The organism is Martinezella sp. CNPSo 3890 (assembly GCF_057784455.1).
On sequence record NZ_JBXSOR010000002.1, the window covers coordinates 250,748 to 271,284 of the forward strand.

A 20,537-nucleotide genomic window follows, 5' to 3' on the forward strand; every position below is an offset into this window, starting at 1 on the left:
TCCTGAGCCGATATCATTTAAGTAAAGCCTTCAGCTCTTCAGCCGAAGGGCGCTGCCGCATTTCAGGGACGGTAATAGCTACTGGCTTATAGGCGTCATCCAACGAGCGACCGCGTAGTGTAAAATAGGCCAAATTGCGAGCTTTGCCACAAAATCCGCTCTTCTGTCTGCTAGCGTACATTCCTTGTGACGCAGCTCCAAGAAGAGTAGCTTCTTTCATGTTGCCCGGCTGCAGCTCAGACGGCAAGGCGTGCATGCCATGCTCTTGCCTAACCAGGAGGAAGCGCTGTCATGCCAGCCCCCCACCAGTCCAATATGCAAAACAAACTGCTCTCCGTTCTTCCGTCGGCGGATTATGAACAGATTGCGCAAGAGCTTGAATATGTGGCGCTTCCGCGCGGCACGCTCATCGGAAAAGCCGGCCAGTCGATCGACTATGTTTATTTTCTGACATCCGGCATCGGATCAATCGTCGCCGTGACACCGGAAGGCCGCCGCGCCGAGGCGGGCGTGTTCGGCTTTGATGGCTATGTGCCGACATCGGCCGTTGCTGGCACCGAATTTAATGCTCATGATGTTATTGTGCAGCTCGAAGCGGAATCCTATCGGATGAACTATGGATCGTTTCGTCATTTCATGGATCGGAATCGAAATTTCAACAAACTTATAATCCGTTCCATCGAGGCCTTCGCCGTCCAATTGGCCTACACCGCTATTTCCAACGCTCTTCATGACGTGAACGAGAGATTGGCGCGATGGCTGCTGATGTGCCACGACCGAGTATCGGGCAACGAGATAGCGCTGACGCATGAATTCATATCCCTAATGCTTGCGGTGCGGCGACCAAGCGTCACCACCTCGCTGCATATTCTCGAAGGCAATCGCTTCATCACAGCGGAGCGCGGCAGCATCACCATTCGAAATCGAGCCGCTCTCGAGGAGTTTGCCCATGACGCTTACGGCAAGCCGGAAGAGGAATATCGGCGTTTGATGAAGGATCTCTTTTGATCGCGGCGGCAATGGCGCCAGTGGTGCTGGCGGTGGACAAGTGCTGAAGGAGCCTGCATGACACGCTACTTCTTTCATATTCGCCGAAATGGCGAAACCGTCCGCGATGGCGAAGGCGATGAATTTGCCACCATCGATGATGCGCGTTCGAGTGCAATAAAGGCAGTGCGGGAACTCGTCGCCGCGCGGATCAAGAATGGCCAGATGGTCCCCGATGAGCATATCGAGGTTCACGACGAGACCGGTAAGCTGCAGTTCTCGGTTTCATTTCATGCGGTCGTTCGCGACCATTTGAAATAGCGCTCCGTCAGAAATCACCGATAAGGCGACGATATTCCTCTTCCGGCTTGCCATAGGAGCCGCCAGTAAATTCTTCAAGTCCTCTTCTGTCGCGGATCGTAATGCGGCCACGCTCGGCCCTGATGAGCTTCCTTCCCTCAAGAACGTGCAGGGCCGTCGTGATGCTCGGCCTTCTGACACTCAGCATCGCGGCGATGAAGTCATGTGTTAAAGCAATCTCGTCGCCATCCACCCGGTCATGGCACATGAGCAGCCAGCGGGCGAGCCGTTCGTCTACCTGATAGTTTGCGTTGCAAAGGGCCGTATAGGAAATCTGTGTCGCAAAGGTCTGAATGAAACGCGCCAAAAGGTTGGAGAAAACCGGATTTTCCGGCAATGCTGCAAGGAGCGCATGCAGCGGCATCCGTACGCCCTGACCGTCCATTTGCATGAAGACCTCGTGGATGCTGATCGTCCCACCGACGCCGGCCGGCATTGGCAAAAAACCTTCGCGCCCCACCATGCCGGCTTCGGCGCGCTGGCCGTCAGGCGAAATGGCAACGACGGAGCTAATTCCACTCGAAAGGAAATAGACATCGTCGATCAGGCAATCGGCTCCGGCAATGTTGAAGCCGCGCTCGAGATCGATCTGCTCCAACTGCTTGCCGATGCTGCGAAATTCATCTGCGGGCAGGCGAGCGAGAAGCCGGTTCGTTGTCATTAAACGTTCTAGGTCGAGCATGGCTCTCGCGAAAGATCGAGCATGGGAATTGGGTCCTCGCCGGCCTGCCCTTAGCTTTGTGGGCGGATCATGATTCTATAGCACCCTGATGTTGGGGATGATTTTGCGTACGCTGGCGGACGTTCGTCGTGCACCAAGTTCCATGGCTGTTTCCGAGCGAGCGTTATCTTGGCGAATGAAGCGATCGGAGGAGGGTAGACCCTTAGGTTGGAAAGGGCGACCCTAGCGAGAATGGTGAAGGATGGCGCTGGACTGAATGACGAGTACGGCTACGATCCCGACACGTTGCTTGCCTTGCGTTTCTCCCGCACTCATCGGGATGCATGCGTTCGCCGCGGCCAACGTTCGTTGACAGAAGTCATCGGCAAATATCACGTCTCGCCCGGCGCATTTTTCGCAACCCTCGCCGCTCACGAAGTTTGTCGCATGAGGTAAACTCGTGATGGCTGCAGATGGTAGCCAAAGAGGAACATTCTGATGGCTGTGCAATTTTCCTTTCAGTTCGTAAGAACTAAAATGCAAAGGAGAATGCTATGAGAACGAGACTCATCGTTTCAGCGGTTGCCGCCTTTGGCCTTCTCGCTGGTTCAGCCTTGGCGCAGTCTTCCACGGTCACTGGAGCCGCGGGCGGCGCGGCCACTGGAGCGGTTGTAGGGGGTCCTGTCGGTGCTGCAGTTGGCGGTGTTGCCGGAGCGATTGCCGGTACCGCGATCGATCCGCCGCCACAAAAAGTGATCACCTATGTTCAGGAGCAACCACTGCCTCCAACCGAGACTGTCGTGCAGGACCAGATTGTCGTCGGTCGAACTCTCCCAGAGACCGTTGCCATCACACCGGTTCCGGACAACCCGACATATGGCTACGCTGTCGTGAACCATGAACGCGTCATCGTCCAACCGAAGACGCGTAAGATTGTTCGCATCGTTGAATAATGCCGAGAGGGCCTCCGAAAGAGGCCCTTTTGGCTAAACCAGGCAAGTACATTGTCAAGTCTTGGCCGACACGGACTTGAATGTGACATGGCGCATAGCGCCCTTGTGATAAGCGGCAAACCACATCCAACTTCAGCGTTTGTGAACTCCTCCGCAGTTTGGCGATCATGGTCTCGCGCATTCCGCGGCGCAGTCGGAACATTTTTGTGGCGATATCGTTCGGCGGGGAAAAGGGAACACCCGCCATGATGCCGTTTCGAAGAATCTCGCACTGTCTCAGAATCGTCGCCATGGCCGCCGCTATCTTCTTAAAGGTGGCGGCGGTGAGCCATGCATGTCCTGAAGAGACTAGTGCTGGCTACATGATCGAACGGAGCGGTCCGCGTGAGGTTCAGACAGAAGGCACACCGCGGCCGTGTTGTTGTTCCGTCGCGCATTGTTGTGCGCTAGTTCCTGATTACTTTGCAGGCGGGCTACTCATCAGGGAAGCCGACAATCTCGTGGCCCGAACGATCCAGCCGAGTCCTCTCCTCCTTATCAGGGCGTTGGATCCGCCGCCTCGATCTTCGTTTGGTTAAGAGAATCGAACCAAATCAGAAGGAGATCGACATGAATATCACCAGGAAGATCGCATTTGCAGCGGTCATCACCATGGCAGCCTTCGCGCTGAAACCTGCCGGCGCAGCGGCGCAGATCGCCTATCCGGAGACGTGTAAATCCGAGGAGATGCAGATGTCGTCGGCGGGCATGCAAATGCCTGGCGACATGACCGACTACCAGAAAGCGGCCATGGACGGAATGAAGAGCATGAATTCCAACATGATGCAGGGAATGATGAAGAAGGATGCGGACGTGTCCTTCCTTTGCGCCATGATCGCTCACCACATGGGTGCGATCAGCATGTCGCAGGTCGAACTCAAGTACGGCCATAATAAACTGGCGCGGCAAAAGGCTCGCAAGATCATTAACGATCAGACGAAGGAAATCAAACAGATGAGCGGCTTGCTCCACAGCGAAGCCAAGTAAGGAGGATGCCAATGCACCACGTTTCAGCCGAAATGAAGAGCTGCATCGAAGACTGCCTCGCGTGCTACGGCGAATGCCTGTCCACTGCGATGGGACACTGTCTCCAGGCTGGAGGAGAGCACACCAGTCCGCCGCATTTCAAGCTCATGATGGCCTGTAGCGAGATATGCCGGACGGCCGCGCATTTCATGCTGATAGGCTCTCAACATCATCGCCACGTCTGTCGTGAATGCGCGGAGATCTGCGCTCAATGCGCGGATGATTGCGAACGGATCGGTGACATGCGGGATTGCGTTAAAGCCTGCCGCCGTTGTGCGGACAGTTGCCATCGCATGGCGTCATAGAGAAGAAGGCCCTCGTACCATCTTCGCATCTGACAAGCGGGTCGACGTTGCATCTTTGCGCCGGCCCGCCGATTGAAGCGTCGCTGTGGTAGATGTGGGTCGGGCTTGCAACACCTCCATCCCATGATGCGGCTTCGTCAATTTCGCTAGAAAACGTCGATGCGATCAAGCTCTCCATTTAGTAGCGGAGTGATTTGAAATGCGAGCGGTAGCCGTTACCATTTCCGCAGCAGGATACGACATGACGGCGCAGATTATAGCGGAATGGGCAGCACAACGGTTTCGAGGTTCTCGATCCGTGGACGTATCGTCGGCCTATGTCACTGATATCGTCTACGATCGCCGTGCCTGATTATTGACGTCTGCTACGACATCTCAGATACCGGCATACCATTCGTAGCCACGATCTTCCCAGAACCCGCCGTTACCACCCCACAAATCATCAAACCGGTCACGGATTTCGATGCGCATGACGTATTTGGCGTGTTTGTAACCAAGATGACGCTCGACGCGCAGCCGCAAAGGAGCGCCGTGTTCGACTTCCAGATCCTTCCCGTTAAGAGAATAGGCGAGGATCGACTGCGGATGAAAGGCGTCGATCAGGTCAATACTCTCGTAGTAGCGACCGCTGCCATCGAGGGTTTGTTCCAGTTCATCTGCACAATAAAAGACGGCGTAACGAGCGCCTGGCTTCAAACCCGCAGTCTGCAGGATAAGCCCGAGAGGAACGCCCTGCCATTTCCCGATGGCGCTCCAGCCTTCGACACAGTCGTGGCGGGTGATCTGGGTGCGAGAAGGCAGCTTCTTTAGGTCGGCCAACGAAAATTCCATCGGCCTATTGACCATGCCATCGATCTTGAGCCGCCACTCGGCAAATTGAGTTTCGACCATCTGGATATATTCGGCGCTGTTTGGCTGAATTGATCCATTCGGATGAAAGCTCGGTGAAATATCTACGTCGGTATATTCTCGAGCAAGCGTCTGCGGCGAAACTATGAGCCGCTGTGTGCCCATGGTCAGCCGCTCAGCCAGAGCGAGCACCTTCTGAACGTGCTGGTTCTGGGAAATGTCATCGCATCCCGTCAGGCCCACGGCGCCCAGACTGGCGGCCGAGCCAATGAGAAAACGGCGGCGGGTGAAGATGGAGCTCATCGGTCGGCCTCCTCATTGATGATAGCGTAGCGGCCGGTCACCATCGAACGCATGTTGTTCCAAAGCCCGGAGAGAATGACCATCGCGATATGCACGACGACGAAGGCCACCAGGCTCCAGGCGGTGATGAAATGAATGGAGCGGGCCGATTGGCGACCACCCAAAATATCGAGCAGGAAGGGGTAACCGGCGTCTATCGCCGGTGACATGGTCAATCCTGAACCGATCATCAGCGGCAGCAGGATGAAGATTACGATGAGATAGGACAGCTTTTGCAACGCATTATAGTGCCGCGCCTTTTCCCCCTGCGGGAAGCGCAATCGGGCATGATCCTTGATTTCATGCCAGATGTTCCCGGGCTTGATGTCTTGAATCGTCGGCGCCAGATCGCGGCGGAAATGACCGCCGATGAGGCTGTAGGTCATGTAAACGAACCCATTGATGACAAACAGCCAGGCGAAGAAGAAATGCCAGCGTCGGCCAGTTGCAAGATCCTGGTAGCTCGGTATCGTTGCCCAGGCCGGAAATGCGCGCGGCACCATTTCGCCGTCGGCCGTGGAGGCACCGAGTATGCCGGTTGTGGTGATCGACAGACGGCCGATGCGCAGTATTCCGGTGATGCTGTCGCCATCCTGATTGCTGGCGATTTCGAACCACGATGGATCTTCGACCGCTCCGTAATTTCCCCAATGTAATTGTGGATCGGCATTGAAGATCTGCATGCCACTCATCAGCAGCAAGGTCAGACACAGCACATTGATCCAGTGCGTTATCCGCGTGAGAGCCGAATGACGGCGAATGAAGATCTTGGCCGGGGGCGGGGGCGGCGCTGTGCCGATCTGCTCGATGCTTGTCATGGATAATTCTCCCGACGTGCCGCCGGAGGCGGTGTCCGAAATCATATGCTGCGACGCTATCGCCGCTCATTGAGCTGCCCGGATGCGATCGGCAACCGGGCAGCCCATGATGGCGGCATCGATGCGTCACATTGGCGGGATGACGCCGTTTATGCCGACCACGACACGGTCGGATTCAACCGTATTGTCTCCATCGGTCGTGCCGTTGATAATGACTCCTGCGCCGGGTTTGATGTCGTCCTTCGTCGCCTTGCCGAAGGTGACGACCGGCGTGCCCGGCGGGATCGAGATCTTCTTCTCTCCGCCCTTGTAGGTGAGCGACAGGGTGGGACCGTTGACCGAGGTGACGGCGCTGGCAACCGTCGCATTGGTCATCGAGCTCTTCGGCTTCAGATCCCAGCCGTAATCGCCCTCACCGGTGCCTTTCATCGCGGCCGGGAAGATCAGTACCTCAAGCGCCCCGTTGATGCCGCTGTCGGTCGGAACGGACGCGATGCCCACGAAATCCCCAGGCTTGATGTCTGTCACGGAGGCGTTGACGATGCCGTTGACGGCCCAGCCGGATTTCAGCTTGATCGTCACGTCCTTGCCTTCGCGCGATTTGACCATCAGCGTATCGCCGCTAAGGCTTTCCACGACGCCGCGAACGCGCGCCTTATCGGCTGCCTGTGCGGATAGTGTGGTCGCGGCACCCAGCGCCAGCACCATACCCATGATCTTGAACTTCGTGAGCGACATTCTGCTCTCCATATCTCGCATCTTTTGACATGATGCCCATCCAGCTATCTGGAGCGGGTAGGGCGATCGCTTTGGAAAGGAGGCAAAGCGGCTATGGCATCCTACCGGCGACAACCGATCGTCCCTCAATTCCGCCCCTTCATTCGGCGCTTGTGCGAATGCGTTACAGCGATCACGCCGTTGTGATCGCAAGAAGGGCGACAAAAAATCCGGTTCGGGATGTAACAAATAGCGCCGATCAACGAATGACTGCACGCGAATGACGAAATCGGTATCGGAACAGGTCCTGAAAGGCTTGATGCTTCTCTCGCTTGACGGCGATGAGGCTGCATACAGGCGCTTGCTCGTCATTTTGCGAGATTTGCTTCTGGCATTTTATCGAAGGAGGCTTGGATCGAATGCGGACCGTGATGGCGAGGATCTGGTCCAGGAGGTGCTTTTGGCGGTGCATAGCCGGCGCATTACTTATGATCGGGAACGGCCGTTCACCGCGTGGTTTTTCCAAATCGCGAAATACAAGCTGATCGATCACTTCAGGGTAAATGGCAGCAGAAGAGGCGTAGAAATTGCTTTGGAAGACGAGATCGCCGCTGAATTTCGAGAGGAGACACTCTTTGCTCACCTCGACATCGACCGTCTTCTCGACCAATTGCCTGCCAAACAAAGGGAGCTTCTGCGCCAGGTAAAGATTGCTGGCAAAACCACTGCTGAAGCCGCGAGCGAGAGCGGCCAGTCGGAAGCAATGGTTCGCGTCAGCATTCACCGAGGGATGCGCGCGATTGGACGCAAGCTGGGTTTTGCCAATGACGAAAAATGATGAATTGATCGACGCTCTGGTAAGCGATCTCACTCCGGTTCGCCATCATGCGCTGCGAGTGAGGCTTGCGCTTACAATCATTGTCGGCGTGATCGGCGCGGCCATAGCACTGCTGATATCGCTAAGTTTTCGCCCGCATCTGCACCACGTGACGGTGGCGGCGTTTTGGGTGAAGTTCTTATATACTGCCGTACTACTGAGCGCGACGATCGTGGCCCTTGAACGGGTTGCGCGCCCAGAGGGTTCGATTGGGAGTATGGCTCGGGTTCCGGTCGTGGCATTCGGCATCGTCGCGCTTCTGGCCATCGCTCAACTCGGGCTGTCGCCGGCTTCATCCTATCCGGGTTTGATCATCGGATATTCGGCGTCCTTTTGCCCTTTCCTGATCATAGCTTTCGGCATTCCCGCTTTCTGCGCCAACATGTGGTTTCTCAGACGAGCAGCCCCCACGCGCCCGGCACTCGCCGGTTTCGTTGCAGGCGCTTGCGCCGGGGGCGTCGGCGGCTGGGTCTACTCCTGGGCCTGCGTCGAAAACGGCATTCCATTCATCGCGATATGGTACACGCTCGGCATCTTGCTGAGCGGGCTGGCCGGAAGCCTGGTCGGCAAATTCAGTCTACGTTGGTAGGTACGTTTTGACCTGCCGAGGTGCTGCAGGCATGCTGCCGATCTGAAGCCTTTCCCAATTTTTTGATGGTGATGGTCATCATGAGGGTGATCAGCGGGAGACGATCGGGCATTTTCGCGGTATGAATGGTAGTCATTGATCCTACCAATCAGACGCTGAGGTCCTTCACATGGCTTTGAACGTGCTTTTCATTGGCGGTACCGGCCAAATCTCATATCCCTGCGTCGAGCGTGCTGTTGGCGAGGGACATCGCGTCAGTGTCTACAACCGCGGCCTGAGAGGGGACCCGTTGCCTGCTGGCGTGACTTCGATCACCGGCGAGCTCGGATCGGCTGCCTATGCTAATCTGGCCAGAGCCAACTATGACGTCATATGCCAGTTTATCGCTTTCACGCCGGATCAGATCGCGCGAGACATCGAGGTGTTTGCAGGCAATTGCGGCCAGTACATTTTCATCTCTTCGGCTTCGGTTTATGAGAAACCGGCACGCCACTATGTCATCACCGAAAAAACGCCGGCCATCAATCCCTACTGGCCCTACAGTCAGGCCAAGATCGCCTGCGAGGAGCTGCTGATGGCGTCAAAGGGGCTGGCCTGGACGATCGTTCGCCCCAGTCACACCGTGCGCACGGGCCTGCCGATCATGATGGGCGACAGCGATATAATGGCGCGGCGCATGCTGGATGGCGAGCCCACGATCGTCGCGGGTGATGGCCACACGCCGTGGACATTGACGCGCTCGGTCGATTTCGCAGTGCCTTTCGTTGGGCTTTTCGGCAAGCAGGCAGCTTTAAGCGAAATCTTCCACATCACCTCCGATCGCGCCCATTTATGGGATGATATTCAGAAGGCGATCGCCAGATTGCTGGGTGTCGAGGCGAAAATCGTCCACGTACCGACGGATACGCTGATCAAGTATAATCCGGATTGGGTAGGCCCTTTGGTCGGCGACAAGGCCTGGACCGCGATCTTCGACAATTCGAAGGTCAAGCGCGTTGCCGGTGACTTCAGCTGCGCCGAGAACCTGGAAGAGATCCTCGCCGAACCGATCATGCATTTGAAGCATCGCTTCTCCAAAAATCGTCCCCCAAAGGGTGAGCTCGACGCTCTGATCGACAGGATTTGCACAGCACAAAGCGCTCTGCGATAGGACAGGCATCTCTCGAGCGACGCTCAGCGTATTGCCGGTTGATTATCAGCTGAAAATGACCCAGCTGCACATTTTACGATCACCTGCTGCGTTCCCAACTTTTTGAAAGAATTGGTCTTTTGCTTCTGTAAGATCGGAGTGAAGTGTCAGACTGGGTCGATTGGAGGCAATATCAACACTGAGCCGAAACTCGGATTGACCGGCGGCTGGCGGCTTTGTAGATCCTGCCTTCAGGGGAAGGGCAGGCTTGGACCCCGGACAGTCAAACCTGGGTAGCTCCGCCGTCCACACACAGTTCCGCGCCGGTCGTGAAGCTGCTTTCGCTGCTTGCGAGGAAGAGCGCCGCCGCCGCCACTTCATCAGGTCTGCCGAGACGGCCTAGCGGGATCATCCCGGTAAGTGCGGCACGAACTTCGTCTGTAGTCGCCGCCATCATGGCCGTGTCCGTAGGTCCAGGGCTAACGACGTTGACGCGGATCCCTCTGGGGGCAAGTTCGTTTGCCCAGGTGCGGGTGAACGATCGAACCGCCGCCTTGCTCGCGCTGTAGACACCGTATCCTTTCGGACCGATCGCATCGGCTATGGATCCGATCAACACGATCGAACCGTTATCAGGGATGAGTTCCAAGGCGTTCTGTGCGGCAAAGAGGAGAGAGCGAACGTTTAGGTCGAATATGCGATCGTATAGATCTTCCGAGATGCCGCCGAGCTCTGCGTATTCCGACATGCCCGCGTTCAAGACCAAGACGTCAATTCCGCCGCGTTCCTCGCGAACCCGGTCGTATAGCTGCTTCACATCGGAGGCGAGGCCGGCGTCTGCAACGACCGGGATTATCCGGCCTTGGTCAGGGGACACGAATGGCTTACGGCTGGTCGCGTAGACAATTGACCCTTCGGCCGCAAAGCGAGCCGCGATCGCGGCTCCGATACCGCTTCCACCACCAATAACCACTGAAATCTTGTCTTCGAGTCTCATCGTGAACTCCTTGCGATTGAACACGAGGAGTCAGATATAGTTCCTATATCTAGTGCGAAATACGCACCGTGTGTAAATCAGATATAGGAAAGTATATCAGTGCCAAGTTCTATCGATACGAGAACCGCAACCGCGGGGCGGACCCAAAAGTCGACAAAGAAGTTGATCGACGAGGCAATGATCGATGCAAGAAGGGCAAGGCCGGTGCTCGAGCAAGTCGCAAATAAGTGGTCACTCCTGATCCTAAGCGTACTCTGCACGAAACCGTCCCGTTTCAACGAGATCATGCGTCGTCTCGACGGTATAACGCACAAGGCCCTCGCGGATGCGCTCAAGCGTCTCGAGAGAAACGGACTCGTTCGAAGGCATGTTTTGCCGACAGCCCCGGTGGGCGTCGAGTACTCCATCACGCCAATGGCCGAGTCTCTTCGCGAGCCCTTCGCGGCGCTCTACCAATGGGCGATGGCGAACGGCGCGGCCATGGAACAGTCTCAAGAGGAGTATGACCGCAGGACCTCGACTTCAACCGGGGAAACGTTCTGATGGGCGGCCGACGCTCTCGATACGGTCTGGCATGTTCGACGCGCATCATCTTCAGCTTGCCAGCAAGCCATCCTGGAAAGATGCAGAAGATGATCGTGGCGAGCGCGTGCGCGATCGTGCTGCTGTTCGGGCGACACTTTGCCCTTGAAGATGAAGTAGATACACGGCGCTTATGTTCCATAATAAATCTTACGTGCGAAAACCGTGTAGCGGGGCAGATTCCAATTTCAAATGCAACGAAGACAATAATGGCCATTATTTGAGGAGGATGGAATGGCCCGCTCTTTTGTGCAGTTGAGTATGGACGAACGTCGCGTCATCGCGCGGATGCATGAGAAGAAGATCAGCCAGGCGGAAATCGCCCGCACCCTTGACCGCGACCGCTCGACGATCAGCCGGGAGCTACGTAACATGTTCCATGACTGCGAGTTTCCGCGATATAGCGGCTACTTCTCTATGCTTACCGATGATATCGCCAAGGAACGCCGCGGGCGCTTGAGGAAACTACGACGCCAACTGTGCTAGGCTCCTTTCAACAGGAAACCTCTCTCTCTATCTCGCATCCGCCGTAGAGCGATCTCAGCTTAGCTCGCTGAGTGCTCGACATTGTCTGGGAAAAGTCGCTCAATGCCCAGAACAGCGCGATCTTTTCGAGCTGGGTCGGATTGACTATTCCACATCGAAACAGGTCGATCAACGCGACGGCAAAGCCCTCCCGGCTGTATTCAGCGTCATCGAACCAGCTCTGTGTCGTAGCTAAGTCGAACACCCGCTTTATGACTTCGAGCTCGCTTTGCGATAAAGCGCCTTTTGCGAGGCGTTGCAACCTTTCCATCATCGTCTCCACCGCGAGACTGTCGGCAACCCCACGTATGCCGGCCGAGTTCTCCTAGGTTCTTTCCGCCGTTGACCGTGCCCATAGAGTTTGGGGGTGGACCAGCACACTCGGCGGTATCAAGCATGAAATTGCGACAGCGATAGGCACTATCAACGATTGTCTTGCCAGCGTGATCGGGGTCGCTTCACGATTCCTATTCTTAGCCTTGGATCAGAGCCAGTTCAGCGAACGGCAGATATTGTAGGCAATCGCAAGCCATGCAGCGATGATTGCTCCAAATATTACGAACGCAACCCTCATATTCCCTTCTTTGAAATCCGCGACGATGCCTGCCGTATCGGTGGAGCTTACTTTTCTCACGGACCATCCCACCCTGGTTAGTATTCTTCTCAGCAAACTGGATCTCTCGAAGTTTCCGTGTGTCAGCGCGACATCAATCGTTGATAAGAGAAAGACCAGAGCTTGCTAACAGTGACCACGTGCGTCGCCGACAAGCCCGTTCAGATGCTCGCCGGACAGCCTCGGGAACTCGGTTTCCAAAAGCGAAAGAAGAGCAGCTTGTGCGGCGTTTATAAGGAATACGGCCTGCGATGCGTTCAGCTCACTTGCGACGCCTCCGGCATACTGCATCATTTTTGCAAGCGCCAAAATCTCTCCCTGGCGTTCCTGTTCCTCAAAATCAGTCACTTTTAAAACCCCAACAAATGATTTCGTTGGGGTAGATTGGCATATTTCGATCGACACGGTGCGTTGCAAAAGCGTTGCACACGCAGTGCCTGTATTTTGGAATAAATTATATACGGTAAAATTGTGGGAAAAGTTTGCGCCACAGCGGAGTTGCATTGAATGACCAGTCCGTTATAGGTGCCAGCAACGGTGCCCTGGCAATGGCGCGTATAAGCTCTATGGCATCGTCGCGCTTTTGATCAGTCCATGCTGTTGCGACGAGAGCCCTCACCTGCCCTATGTCCATATCGGCAGTTTCGGCAAGACGTCTCCAGGTCCGATCCTTGAAGAATAGACGTCGTGCCGCCCGGGAGAGCCGCAGAGCCTCTTCCTTGCCGATAATGGCCTGGTCAATCGCAGTCTCTAGTGTCGCATCGACATTGACCAACGGCACCGACAAAGGGGGATAGCCCAATTCCGCTGGGCCATGAAGGAGAGCGACATCCGCATCCTCCTCCCGGAGTCCGGAGGCATAGTCACCGAATATCCTCCCGATGCCGACCATGCCGTAGGCCTGGCACTCCACCGCGCGGAGCGCTCCCATGCTGGCTGCTCCGAGCACGGGAAGGCCCTGGGATAGGGCAAAGAGCAGCTCCTTGTGCCAGACCGGCGCGACGAACTCGAACTGGCCGTCGACAAGACCGATAGCGGTCGCGCCATTCTCAAGTGCTCTGACAACGTCGCCCTGGGATGCCGGCGGCCGTATGACCATTGTGTCATCGGCGAACGTTTCTGCATCGGGGAGGCTCGGACCCACGAAGATCACTTTCATAGGAAACCCTTTGACAATGCCCGGCTGCCGAGACGAATGCGGCGATCCCCGTCTGGATGCTCAAGTTGCGGCGCGAAAACCTTTGCGACCGATGCCGGTAGCCATTCAGGTGCCAGCTCGATAGCATAAAGCTGGTCAACTCCGCATTCCAAAAGCGTCTCGATAAGCTGGTCGAGCGCATCTTGCGCCGACGTGGCCGACATCGTCGGCAGTTCGGCCAGGCTCGTCGAGCATCGCGCCTGAAACGACTGCAGATGGTCGGGATCGGCGCGGCGTGAGAACAGCTCCGGGATAAGATCATCTCTGGCCCCGGCGATGAAGGTCATCCGCGACTGCACAGCCTCGGAAATGGCGCGGGCTGCTGCCACATCGGGGGACAAGGATGCCCCTGCCCCCATGGTCAAGTCGACATATCTGAGCGAGCCGTCATCGCCTTTCGGCCGCAGCAGCGCGACGATGGAGGCAACGGCCAGATCGCTCGTCACATCGAAAAGGGCGAGATCGAAGTCGGCCGAGAAAATCTTCTCCAGCATCTCGCGAATACCCTCATCTTCAATGCTATGCGGATCGATCCGGCGCGCATGCCGGCACGCCGGATCGCCAATATTCCAGAGGACGCAAGCATCCCGCTCTACCCGCTCCAGCAACCCGTGCAGGACCGCCTCGTGCCAAGTATTCCCCGATGCCAGTCCATCTGATGATACCCAAAATCGCGGGCTGACATGCGTCCGGTCAAGATGAACGGCCTCGAAAGGTACGAATATCGAGGCGTTCTTTGCCAGATCGTGGGCTTGAGACCATCTGATCTGTTCCATGGTCTCTATCGGTTGCGCGCCGATCGCCAGCAGATCTTCCAGGCAATCCGTGGCATGGCCACTTGCGGCAAGCTCATTCTGGCTTGCCATGAGCGCTGAACAATAGGGTTGGGTCGCGACCGATCGTTCGATCGCTTCCATCACCGCGGATGTCTTTGCGGAGACGTCGTCAAGGCCTTTGCCTTGAGCGATGACGATCGCCCTGGAATTCGGGGCATAGGCGCACCAAACGGGAATGCCTATGCGATCGAGCTCGGTCTGTCGGCCAACACGGGTTATGCCAAGTCGTCCCAGATAGGGCCAAACCCTCGACAAGGTTTCGCCAGGCGGGAATGCTCTAAAGTTGCTTGACACCGATCGACGAGTACCTAGCCTTCAAAGAGGCCCGAAGCCACGTCACTTGCCGACGACAACGCCACAGCGAAATCGACATCTTTCTCCACTCTAATCCCTTTGGCTCGCCAGGATTCAGCCTTCCCCAGATCGCCCGTCAGTCGCCGCGTGTATCGAACGATGGTCCCCTTTTCGAGGTCAGCCAACCAAAGTCCCTTTTCACCCTTAATTCCAATCAGAACTGCCCTTGCCATAATCTCTACCTCTCAAAAACCGGCCTTCACAAGGCCTTCCCTGTAATGCTCAATCTGCCACTCTTCCTTGATTGGAATCATGGATAGCCATGCCTCAAGATCGAAATTCGGATTGTCGCGCAGGGTGCGCTGTCGATACATCTTGGCCTTCGCGAGATCCCCCAGCATTGCCCAACTTGCCGCCGCAAGCCTGCTTGCTGGTCCCGCGTCTCTCATTCTGTCCAGATAGGCCAGCGTTTGGGTATATTCCCCAATGAAATAGCTAGCTCCTGCCGCGGTCCAATAATAATAGTCCGGAGCAAGGGGATTGAGATCAAGAGCCGTTGCAACTTTCGCCAACGCTGCTCTTGGATTGGCGCCATGGGTGAGACTGTCGGCGTGGCTGCAAATGACATCAGCATAATGCGGGCTTAGGTTCTCGGCATTCGACAAGGCCTCGAGGCTGCCGTCGATATTTCCCCGGTAGAGCCTGGTGACGCCGATTTCCTTGAAGCCTCCGGCAAACTGGTTGTCATCCCGGATTGCATCGGCCGCCATTTTTTCCGCTTGATGCAATAGATCGCCATCGCCGCGCGCCGTCAGAACCCATTCCATCGTCAAGGTTCTGGCAATGCCCGCAAGTGCCGCTGCAAAACCCCGCTCGTGCTCGAGCGCCTCCTTAAAATGCTTGCGCGCGCGACGGACATTCTGAAGGCTCAGGCGGGACAGACATTGTACGCCCTCAAGATAGGCAAAATAGGCTTCCGGCTTGCAGCTAAAGTCAGAAACGATGTGGTGGAAGGCTCCCACACGCTCGATGATGGAGTGCTGGATCGCAGTGGCGATCGCGTTGCGCTGTTCTGTTATGGCCGCATTGTCCAGCTGGACGCGCGTTGCCCAGACAATTTCGTCGCGCGGCATGAAAATCAGCTGCGCGAAAAGGCTGTCGCCCGTTCTCTTGGTATCGAGCGCGTAGACAACATTATGTTGCTTGAGAAGTCCGGCCTTGTCGTTTGAGGAGCGAATCTGCTCAGCGGTATAGGGCGCGACTACGGATACGCTTCGATCGACACAAAGACTGATCGTCAGATCTTCGATGACAGCATTGGCGACTGATCCGGCACGCTCCGAATCCTCCAGGGTCTCGGGAGGAAGCAGAGCGATACGTGGCACTGCGTTGTCGGTGATCGCAATCGTATCCTGAGCCGACGGGCCGGGATTCGGATCTCTCGTTACGCTAATCAACTGACTGTAGGAGGTGATTTTTTCACCGAGCGCGACCCTGACTTCATCATCGGTCTGGTCCCAGTCCAGCAGAAGCATGGCTGCACGCTTCAATTCGCCGCGATTTTGAGACAAGGAAGGTTGGCTCATCGCCTTGAAGAATTCTGCTCGCAGCTCCCGTGCAAACCGTGCCCGAACATCGCGTACCCAGATAGCCACAGCTCCGGAGCCATTGCCGTAAGCCGGTAGAAACGTCTTGGCGACGGCATCGGCGAGTACGCTGAGCTTGGCAACGCCGGACGCATTTTCGATGCTATCCAGATCGCACCGCAACGCGTTGAAGTTCAAGGTAATGTCCGTCGTGACACCGCCGATCAGCGGCTGGGAGGATTTGGACGTCGCAGTCGCCAAACGCAGCAGGGTCGACCTCAAATTGGCGCCGGCGGCCTGAAGATTGCTGGACCAAAGAAAAGCCGCCAAATCTTTCCGCGGCATCGGCTGCCGACGGTCGTAGAGATAGACCAGCATGAGCAGAGCCTGCTTCGGCACGTTCACGCGATCGCCCATCTCATCATAAAGGGCGCAGCTGCCGAGTGTCGTTAAATGAAATGTCATCTTGCCAGGTCAGCGCTCGTTGTCGGGTTCGGATGATTGCACGAAAGCGAGGATCTTCGCCCGCAAACGCTTATCCTCGATCCCGGACAAGGCCGTGCGTAGAACCGCCTTATGATGCTTCGCAAGTCGAAAATCGGCCAGCGCCTCCTTGGAGGGAAAGGCGTCGTCCGATGCACTTTCGAAGAAAAACATGACCGGTACAGCGAGGAGTTCTGAAATGCGCAGAAGGCGGCCAGCGCTGATTTTTTCGATGCCGCGTTCGCATCTGTCGAGCTGTAGAGGGCTTATGCGAAGCTTCTCGGCCAATGCATCCTGCGCGATTGACAATTCCTCCCGACGCAATCGGATACGTAATCCAACCTCGACATCGATCGCATCGGTTTTTTTGTCCATGAGGGAACCGCCAGAAGAGAAACTTCTTTCATGTTCGCAGGTTTCCCTTGAATTCACAATCTTCCAGCAAGACACTCAAAGTCAATTTTACACAGCGGCAGGGCGTTTCCGATCATCGTATCAAGACAATGGCGAAATCGTTCTTGGCGGTTGCAGCCGCCTCGGCGATGTCTTTTCGCAGCAGTTCCCGGCTGCCGTACAATGTCAGGCGTTGGCGAAAACATCGGCGCCGAGAATTCTCTTCAGCGATCCGATGGCCGAGGCTGGGGTATAGGAGCCGGTCACACCGCCGAGCGACTGCGAACTCACCGAAATATCCCATTCGAGACCCCTGCCGGAAACCGCTATATGGTGTCGCATCGCTTTCGTATCGGGATCGGCGACAACGATGCTGCGGGTACGGTCGAAACCGATCCCCGCAAAGGCAACGGCGGCATGGACATTGACGTTGCGCGGAAACCGCATGCAGGCTTCGCGGGTCGAGCCATCGAAGAGCGTTCCGCTGGCATCGGCCGGCTGACCTAGGCTCGCGCCGCTTTTCGTCGTGGTTATCACTACTTCTTCGATCTGCTCACGACCATCGCGCAGACCATCGAGACCGAGAACGGCGCCGTGGGGAACGAAGAAGCGTCGTCCGCTCCTGCTGGCTGCCGCATGCATCGCCGCCTCCAAGGTACGATCCGCCAACGCGGAGCAACTGAATCCGCAGAGGTCCGAATGGGCGAGGATGTCCGGCCCCAGCATACCCAGGAGAGCCGGCGTCGCGCATTCGAGCACAAGGTCCGCCTTCCGGTCGAGCGCATATTCGGCCTCATCCGTGACGAATGCAGCTATGGCGGCGTTCTGCGTGTATTTGTCCTTGTCGGATACGAGAATATAAGCGACCTCGACCCCATCCAGACTGCTGACATAGTCGAACAGGCTCCTGCCGATCACGCCTGCGCCGATAATTCCTATAGTTCTATATTTCATTGTTCCCTCCACATGGATTTCAAGTTTTGGAGATCCCTTCACAGGCCTCGACAAACGCGCGAATGGCCGCAATCCGTGGGCCGGAATTCGCCCACAGCACTCCCATATTGCGAAGCTCGCCATCTTCCATGCGATGTTTTTGCAGGCGCAGTCCCTCCGGCCACGGCGGAGCCCAGTCGGGAACGAGCGCGACGCCCAGTCCGCGATCGACCAATGCCGCAATGGCATCCAGTGCGTCCAGTTCCGCCCATTCGCGCACGCTGATGGCATGACGGCGCAGATAACGGTCGACGATCTGGCCTCCCCACTGATTGCGGTCATAACGAATGAAGGGCTGCTGCGTAAGCGCGAGATGAAAATCGTGAATTTCCAGGTCCGCGGGCGCCAGCAAGACCAAAGGTTCGCGCCGGATGGTCGACCAGCCGAATGCTTTCGGAATCGGAAATTGCGGCTCGATGATGAGAGCGGCGTCCAGCTCACCTGACAGAACCGCATGATAAAGGTTCACAGACGAACCCGGCTGCAGGAAATAGTCGATCTGCCGAAATCGCTCGCTGAGGGCCGCGGTAATCTGGGGAATGAGACCCGTCATGGCCGTCGCCGTCGCACCGAGGCGAAGCTGCCCGCTCGGGAGATCGCCCGCAGCTATTGCTCGTAGGTCCCTTGCCATGCGCACAAGCGCCGGTCCATGGCTCTGCACGGCAAGTCCCGCCGCAGTGGGTCGGACCGTGCGCCCCACGCGAGAAACCAATGGCTGCCCGAGCTCCGTCTCCAGCGCCCTTATGCGCTGAGCGACCGCCGCCGGCGTCATATTCAAGCGCCGCGCGGCTTCGGCGACCGATCCGCATTCGGCGACGATGAGGAAGCTTTCGAGGAATTTCGTGTCCATAAGATATATTTTCTATCTTCTGAAGAAACTGGCAAGCATATTTTATTGCTTTAAATCCAGGCTATCCTAGCTTTCCAGTCTTACGCCCTCGCCGATAGAAGGAGTTTCAATGACCATTCAAGCCAAGTTCGAGCGCATGGGCACCGACGCCGCGCCAGGCCAGGAAGTGCGCCAGCAGGTCGAAGGCATCGAAGCGCTGTTGCGGGGTGAACGGATCGCGGGACGTCAGGTCGATTTTTCCCATGGTGACGTCGATGCGTTTACGCCGACGCCAGGCTCTTTCGAAGTCTTCACCGCTGGGGTGGAGGCCGGCGGCAAGCAGGCCTATACCGAATACCGCGGTGATCTCTCGATCCGCGAGCAGCTTGCGCCTAGTCTTGCGAGCTTCACAGCCGCCCCGGTCGACCCCGCCGATGGCATGATTCTGACGCCCGGCACGCAGGGCGCACTGTTCCTCGCCGTCGCCTCCACCGTCGCCCATGGCGACAAGGTCGCGGTGGTGCAGCCGGATTATTTCGCCAACCGCAAGCTGGTGGAATTCTGCGAGGGCCATATGATGCCCATTCAGATGGACTACCTGAATGTCGAGGGGCGTGCGGGTCTCGACCTCGGCCAGCTGGAAGATGCCTTCGCGGCCGGGGCGAAAGTTTTCCTGTTTTCCAATCCGAACAACCCGGCCGGCGTCGTTTATTCGCGCGAAGAAATCAAGACGATCGCATCGCTGGCCAGCCGTTATGGCGCGACCATCATCGTAGACCAGCTTTATTCGCGGCTGCTCTATTCCGGCGTCGATTATGCGCATTTGCGCGCGGAAGCCGTCGACGCGGAAAACGTGATCACCATCATGGGGCCCTCGAAGACAGAGTCGCTGAGCGGTTACCGTTTGGGCGTCGCCTTCGGCTCGAAGGCGATCATCAACCGGATGGAAAAGCTGCAGGCGATCGTATCCTTGCGCGCCGGCGGCTATAGTCAGGCGGTTTTCCGTACTTGGTTCAACGAACCGCAAGGCTGGATGGATCGGCGCGTGCGCGAACATGAGGCCATTCGGGACGATCTCCTCGGGCTATTTCGCGCCGGCAAGGATATCAAGGTTCGCACCACCGAGGCAGGAAGCTATATATTCCCGCAATTGCCTCCCCTTGCCGTCAGCGGCAGGGATTTCGTGCGGATCCTCCGGTTGCAGGCAAGCGTCATCGTAACGCCCGGCACCGAGTTCAGCCCTTTCTGCGACAGCAGTGTGCGCCTGAACTTCTCGCAGGACCACGCTGCCGCAGTAGCCGCGGTGGAGCGGCTCGTTTCGCTTGTCGATCGATATCGCGCATGAAACAGAGCTCCGCAATATAGCATGAAGGCTCCCTGCTCGCGGATATCGAGTGGACAACACCCATCATGAGCTCCGTGCGGAGGTCAAATCCGACCGCGCAGCTTTTAAATCGATTTTAAAAAAGCGAGATACGAAGCTAATCGATTTTAATTTGCGTATTAAAAAATTCTTGTTGCGGCGCGAAGAAAATCACCCCTAATTGCCTCAGCTG

Annotated in this window: 24 protein-coding genes and 1 pseudogene; 11 read left to right on the forward strand and 14 right to left on the reverse strand. The window is 56.7% G+C overall.

Annotated elements, in window-relative coordinates:
- Positions 1-13 precede the first annotated feature (13 nt).
- On the reverse strand, positions 14-256 hold the full coding sequence (locus AC13RC_RS07355; protein WP_145324640.1) for a hypothetical protein: 243 nt from the start codon (positions 254-256) through the stop codon (positions 14-16).
- A 35-nt stretch (positions 257-291) separates the two neighbouring features.
- Between AC13RC_RS07355 and AC13RC_RS07360 the strand changes: the two genes are divergently transcribed.
- On the forward strand, positions 292-1,008 hold the full coding sequence (locus tag AC13RC_RS07360) for a Crp/Fnr family transcriptional regulator (RefSeq protein ID WP_113388657.1): 717 nt from the start codon (positions 292-294) through the stop codon (positions 1,006-1,008).
- Between the two features lie 57 nt (positions 1,009-1,065).
- Positions 1,066-1,308: a DUF6894 family protein gene (locus AC13RC_RS07365; protein WP_113353119.1), complete on the forward strand. Its 243-nt coding sequence runs from the start codon at positions 1,066-1,068 to the stop codon at positions 1,306-1,308.
- 7 nt (positions 1,309-1,315) lie between these two features.
- Here the strand turns inward: AC13RC_RS07365 and AC13RC_RS07370 are convergent, their stop codons facing one another.
- Positions 1,316-2,008 (reverse strand): Crp/Fnr family transcriptional regulator, encoded by a 693-nt coding sequence (locus AC13RC_RS07370; protein ID WP_233788515.1) that lies wholly within the window; start codon positions 2,006-2,008, stop codon positions 1,316-1,318.
- A gap of 554 nt (positions 2,009-2,562) precedes the next feature.
- Between AC13RC_RS07370 and AC13RC_RS07375 the strand changes: the two genes are divergently transcribed.
- The 3 genes from AC13RC_RS07375 to AC13RC_RS07385 all read left to right on the forward strand — a co-directional run bounded on the left by AC13RC_RS07375 (position 2,563) and on the right by AC13RC_RS07385 (position 4,331).
- Complete coding sequence (locus tag AC13RC_RS07375) at positions 2,563-2,961, forward strand: DUF1236 domain-containing protein (protein WP_113353122.1); 399 nt, start codon at positions 2,563-2,565, stop codon at positions 2,959-2,961.
- A 609-nt stretch (positions 2,962-3,570) separates the two neighbouring features.
- The gene (locus AC13RC_RS07380) at positions 3,571-3,987 is read left to right on the forward strand and encodes a DUF305 domain-containing protein (protein ID WP_113388659.1); all 417 of its coding nucleotides are present in this window, start codon (positions 3,571-3,573) and stop codon (positions 3,985-3,987) included.
- A gap of 11 nt (positions 3,988-3,998) precedes the next feature.
- On the forward strand, positions 3,999-4,331 hold the full coding sequence (locus AC13RC_RS07385; protein ID WP_488556836.1) for a four-helix bundle copper-binding protein: 333 nt from the start codon (positions 3,999-4,001) through the stop codon (positions 4,329-4,331).
- Positions 4,332-4,706: 375 nt separating this feature from the next.
- Here AC13RC_RS07385 and AC13RC_RS07390 read toward each other — a convergent pair whose 3' ends face one another.
- The 3 genes from AC13RC_RS07390 to AC13RC_RS07400 all read right to left on the reverse strand — a co-directional run bounded on the left by AC13RC_RS07390 (position 4,707) and on the right by AC13RC_RS07400 (position 7,078).
- A complete protein-coding gene (locus tag AC13RC_RS07390; protein WP_113388661.1) occupies positions 4,707-5,483 on the reverse strand; it encodes a molybdopterin-dependent oxidoreductase in 777 nt (258 codons plus the stop codon).
- Positions 5,480-6,340, reverse strand: coding sequence for a cytochrome b/b6 domain-containing protein (locus tag AC13RC_RS07395; protein ID WP_488556837.1), 861 nt, complete (start codon positions 6,338-6,340; stop codon positions 5,480-5,482). The genes AC13RC_RS07390 and AC13RC_RS07395 overlap by 4 nt, the downstream gene beginning before the upstream one ends.
- A gap of 126 nt (positions 6,341-6,466) precedes the next feature.
- Positions 6,467-7,078 (reverse strand): hypothetical protein, encoded by a 612-nt coding sequence (locus tag AC13RC_RS07400; protein ID WP_113353127.1) that lies wholly within the window; start codon positions 7,076-7,078, stop codon positions 6,467-6,469.
- A gap of 259 nt (positions 7,079-7,337) precedes the next feature.
- Between AC13RC_RS07400 and AC13RC_RS07405 the strand changes: the two genes are divergently transcribed.
- The 3 genes from AC13RC_RS07405 to AC13RC_RS07415 all read left to right on the forward strand — a co-directional run bounded on the left by AC13RC_RS07405 (position 7,338) and on the right by AC13RC_RS07415 (position 9,673).
- The gene (locus AC13RC_RS07405; protein WP_488556838.1) at positions 7,338-7,895 is read left to right on the forward strand and encodes a sigma-70 family RNA polymerase sigma factor; all 558 of its coding nucleotides are present in this window, start codon (positions 7,338-7,340) and stop codon (positions 7,893-7,895) included.
- Positions 7,882-8,523, forward strand: coding sequence for an NrsF family protein (locus tag AC13RC_RS07410; RefSeq protein ID WP_152095197.1), 642 nt, complete (start codon positions 7,882-7,884; stop codon positions 8,521-8,523). The genes AC13RC_RS07405 and AC13RC_RS07410 overlap by 14 nt, the downstream gene beginning before the upstream one ends.
- A 169-nt stretch (positions 8,524-8,692) precedes the next feature.
- Positions 8,693-9,673: an SDR family oxidoreductase gene (locus AC13RC_RS07415; RefSeq protein WP_152094067.1), complete on the forward strand. Its 981-nt coding sequence runs from the start codon at positions 8,693-8,695 to the stop codon at positions 9,671-9,673.
- Between the two features lie 262 nt (positions 9,674-9,935).
- On the opposite strand, the gene AC13RC_RS07420 is transcribed toward AC13RC_RS07415, so the two are convergent.
- Positions 9,936-10,649: an SDR family NAD(P)-dependent oxidoreductase gene (locus tag AC13RC_RS07420; protein WP_113353131.1), complete on the reverse strand. Its 714-nt coding sequence runs from the start codon at positions 10,647-10,649 to the stop codon at positions 9,936-9,938.
- Between the two features lie 177 nt (positions 10,650-10,826).
- Here AC13RC_RS07420 and AC13RC_RS07425 point away from each other — a divergent pair, with 177 nt between their 5' ends.
- Together AC13RC_RS07425 and AC13RC_RS07430 are read left to right on the forward strand one after the other, a co-directional pair.
- On the forward strand, positions 10,827-11,192 hold the full coding sequence (locus AC13RC_RS07425; protein WP_113388687.1) for a winged helix-turn-helix transcriptional regulator: 366 nt from the start codon (positions 10,827-10,829) through the stop codon (positions 11,190-11,192).
- A 273-nt stretch (positions 11,193-11,465) separates the two neighbouring features.
- Positions 11,466-11,714: pseudogene (locus AC13RC_RS07430) on the forward strand (helix-turn-helix domain-containing protein); the annotation flags it as partial.
- A 10-nt stretch (positions 11,715-11,724) separates the two neighbouring features.
- Here AC13RC_RS07430 and AC13RC_RS07435 read toward each other — a convergent pair.
- The 8 genes from AC13RC_RS07435 to AC13RC_RS07470 form a co-directional block, all read right to left on the reverse strand.
- Positions 11,725-12,030 carry a hypothetical protein gene (locus tag AC13RC_RS07435; RefSeq protein WP_162748831.1) on the reverse strand — a complete coding sequence of 102 codons (306 nt, stop codon included), beginning with the start codon at positions 12,028-12,030 and terminating at the stop codon, positions 11,725-11,727.
- Between the two features lie 465 nt (positions 12,031-12,495).
- A complete protein-coding gene (locus tag AC13RC_RS07440) occupies positions 12,496-12,774 on the reverse strand; it encodes a hypothetical protein (RefSeq protein ID WP_233788514.1) in 279 nt (92 codons plus the stop codon).
- A 49-nt stretch (positions 12,775-12,823) separates the two neighbouring features.
- A complete protein-coding gene (locus AC13RC_RS07445) occupies positions 12,824-13,528 on the reverse strand; it encodes a TfuA-like protein (RefSeq protein ID WP_113353137.1) in 705 nt (234 codons plus the stop codon).
- Complete coding sequence (locus AC13RC_RS07450) at positions 13,525-14,658, reverse strand: YcaO-like family protein (protein WP_269244244.1); 1,134 nt, start codon at positions 14,656-14,658, stop codon at positions 13,525-13,527. The genes AC13RC_RS07445 and AC13RC_RS07450 overlap by 4 nt, the downstream gene beginning before the upstream one ends.
- A 284-nt stretch (positions 14,659-14,942) precedes the next feature.
- On the reverse strand, positions 14,943-16,748 hold the full coding sequence (locus tag AC13RC_RS07455) for a hypothetical protein (RefSeq protein ID WP_113353140.1): 1,806 nt from the start codon (positions 16,746-16,748) through the stop codon (positions 14,943-14,945).
- 9 nt (positions 16,749-16,757) lie between these two features.
- Positions 16,758-17,141, reverse strand: a complete 384-nt coding sequence (locus tag AC13RC_RS07460) for a helix-turn-helix domain-containing protein (protein WP_113353141.1) — start codon at positions 17,139-17,141, stop codon at positions 16,758-16,760.
- Positions 17,142-17,345: 204 nt separating this feature from the next.
- A complete protein-coding gene (locus AC13RC_RS07465) occupies positions 17,346-18,113 on the reverse strand; it encodes an aspartate dehydrogenase domain-containing protein (RefSeq protein WP_113388666.1) in 768 nt (255 codons plus the stop codon).
- A gap of 19 nt (positions 18,114-18,132) precedes the next feature.
- The gene (locus tag AC13RC_RS07470; protein ID WP_113353143.1) at positions 18,133-19,002 is read right to left on the reverse strand and encodes a LysR family transcriptional regulator; all 870 of its coding nucleotides are present in this window, start codon (positions 19,000-19,002) and stop codon (positions 18,133-18,135) included.
- Positions 19,003-19,111: 109 nt separating this feature from the next.
- On the opposite strand from AC13RC_RS07470, the gene AC13RC_RS07475 reads away from it, so the two are divergent.
- Positions 19,112-20,326: a pyridoxal phosphate-dependent aminotransferase gene (locus tag AC13RC_RS07475; RefSeq protein ID WP_113353144.1), complete on the forward strand. Its 1,215-nt coding sequence runs from the start codon at positions 19,112-19,114 to the stop codon at positions 20,324-20,326.
- The last annotated feature ends 211 nt before the right edge of the window (positions 20,327-20,537 follow it).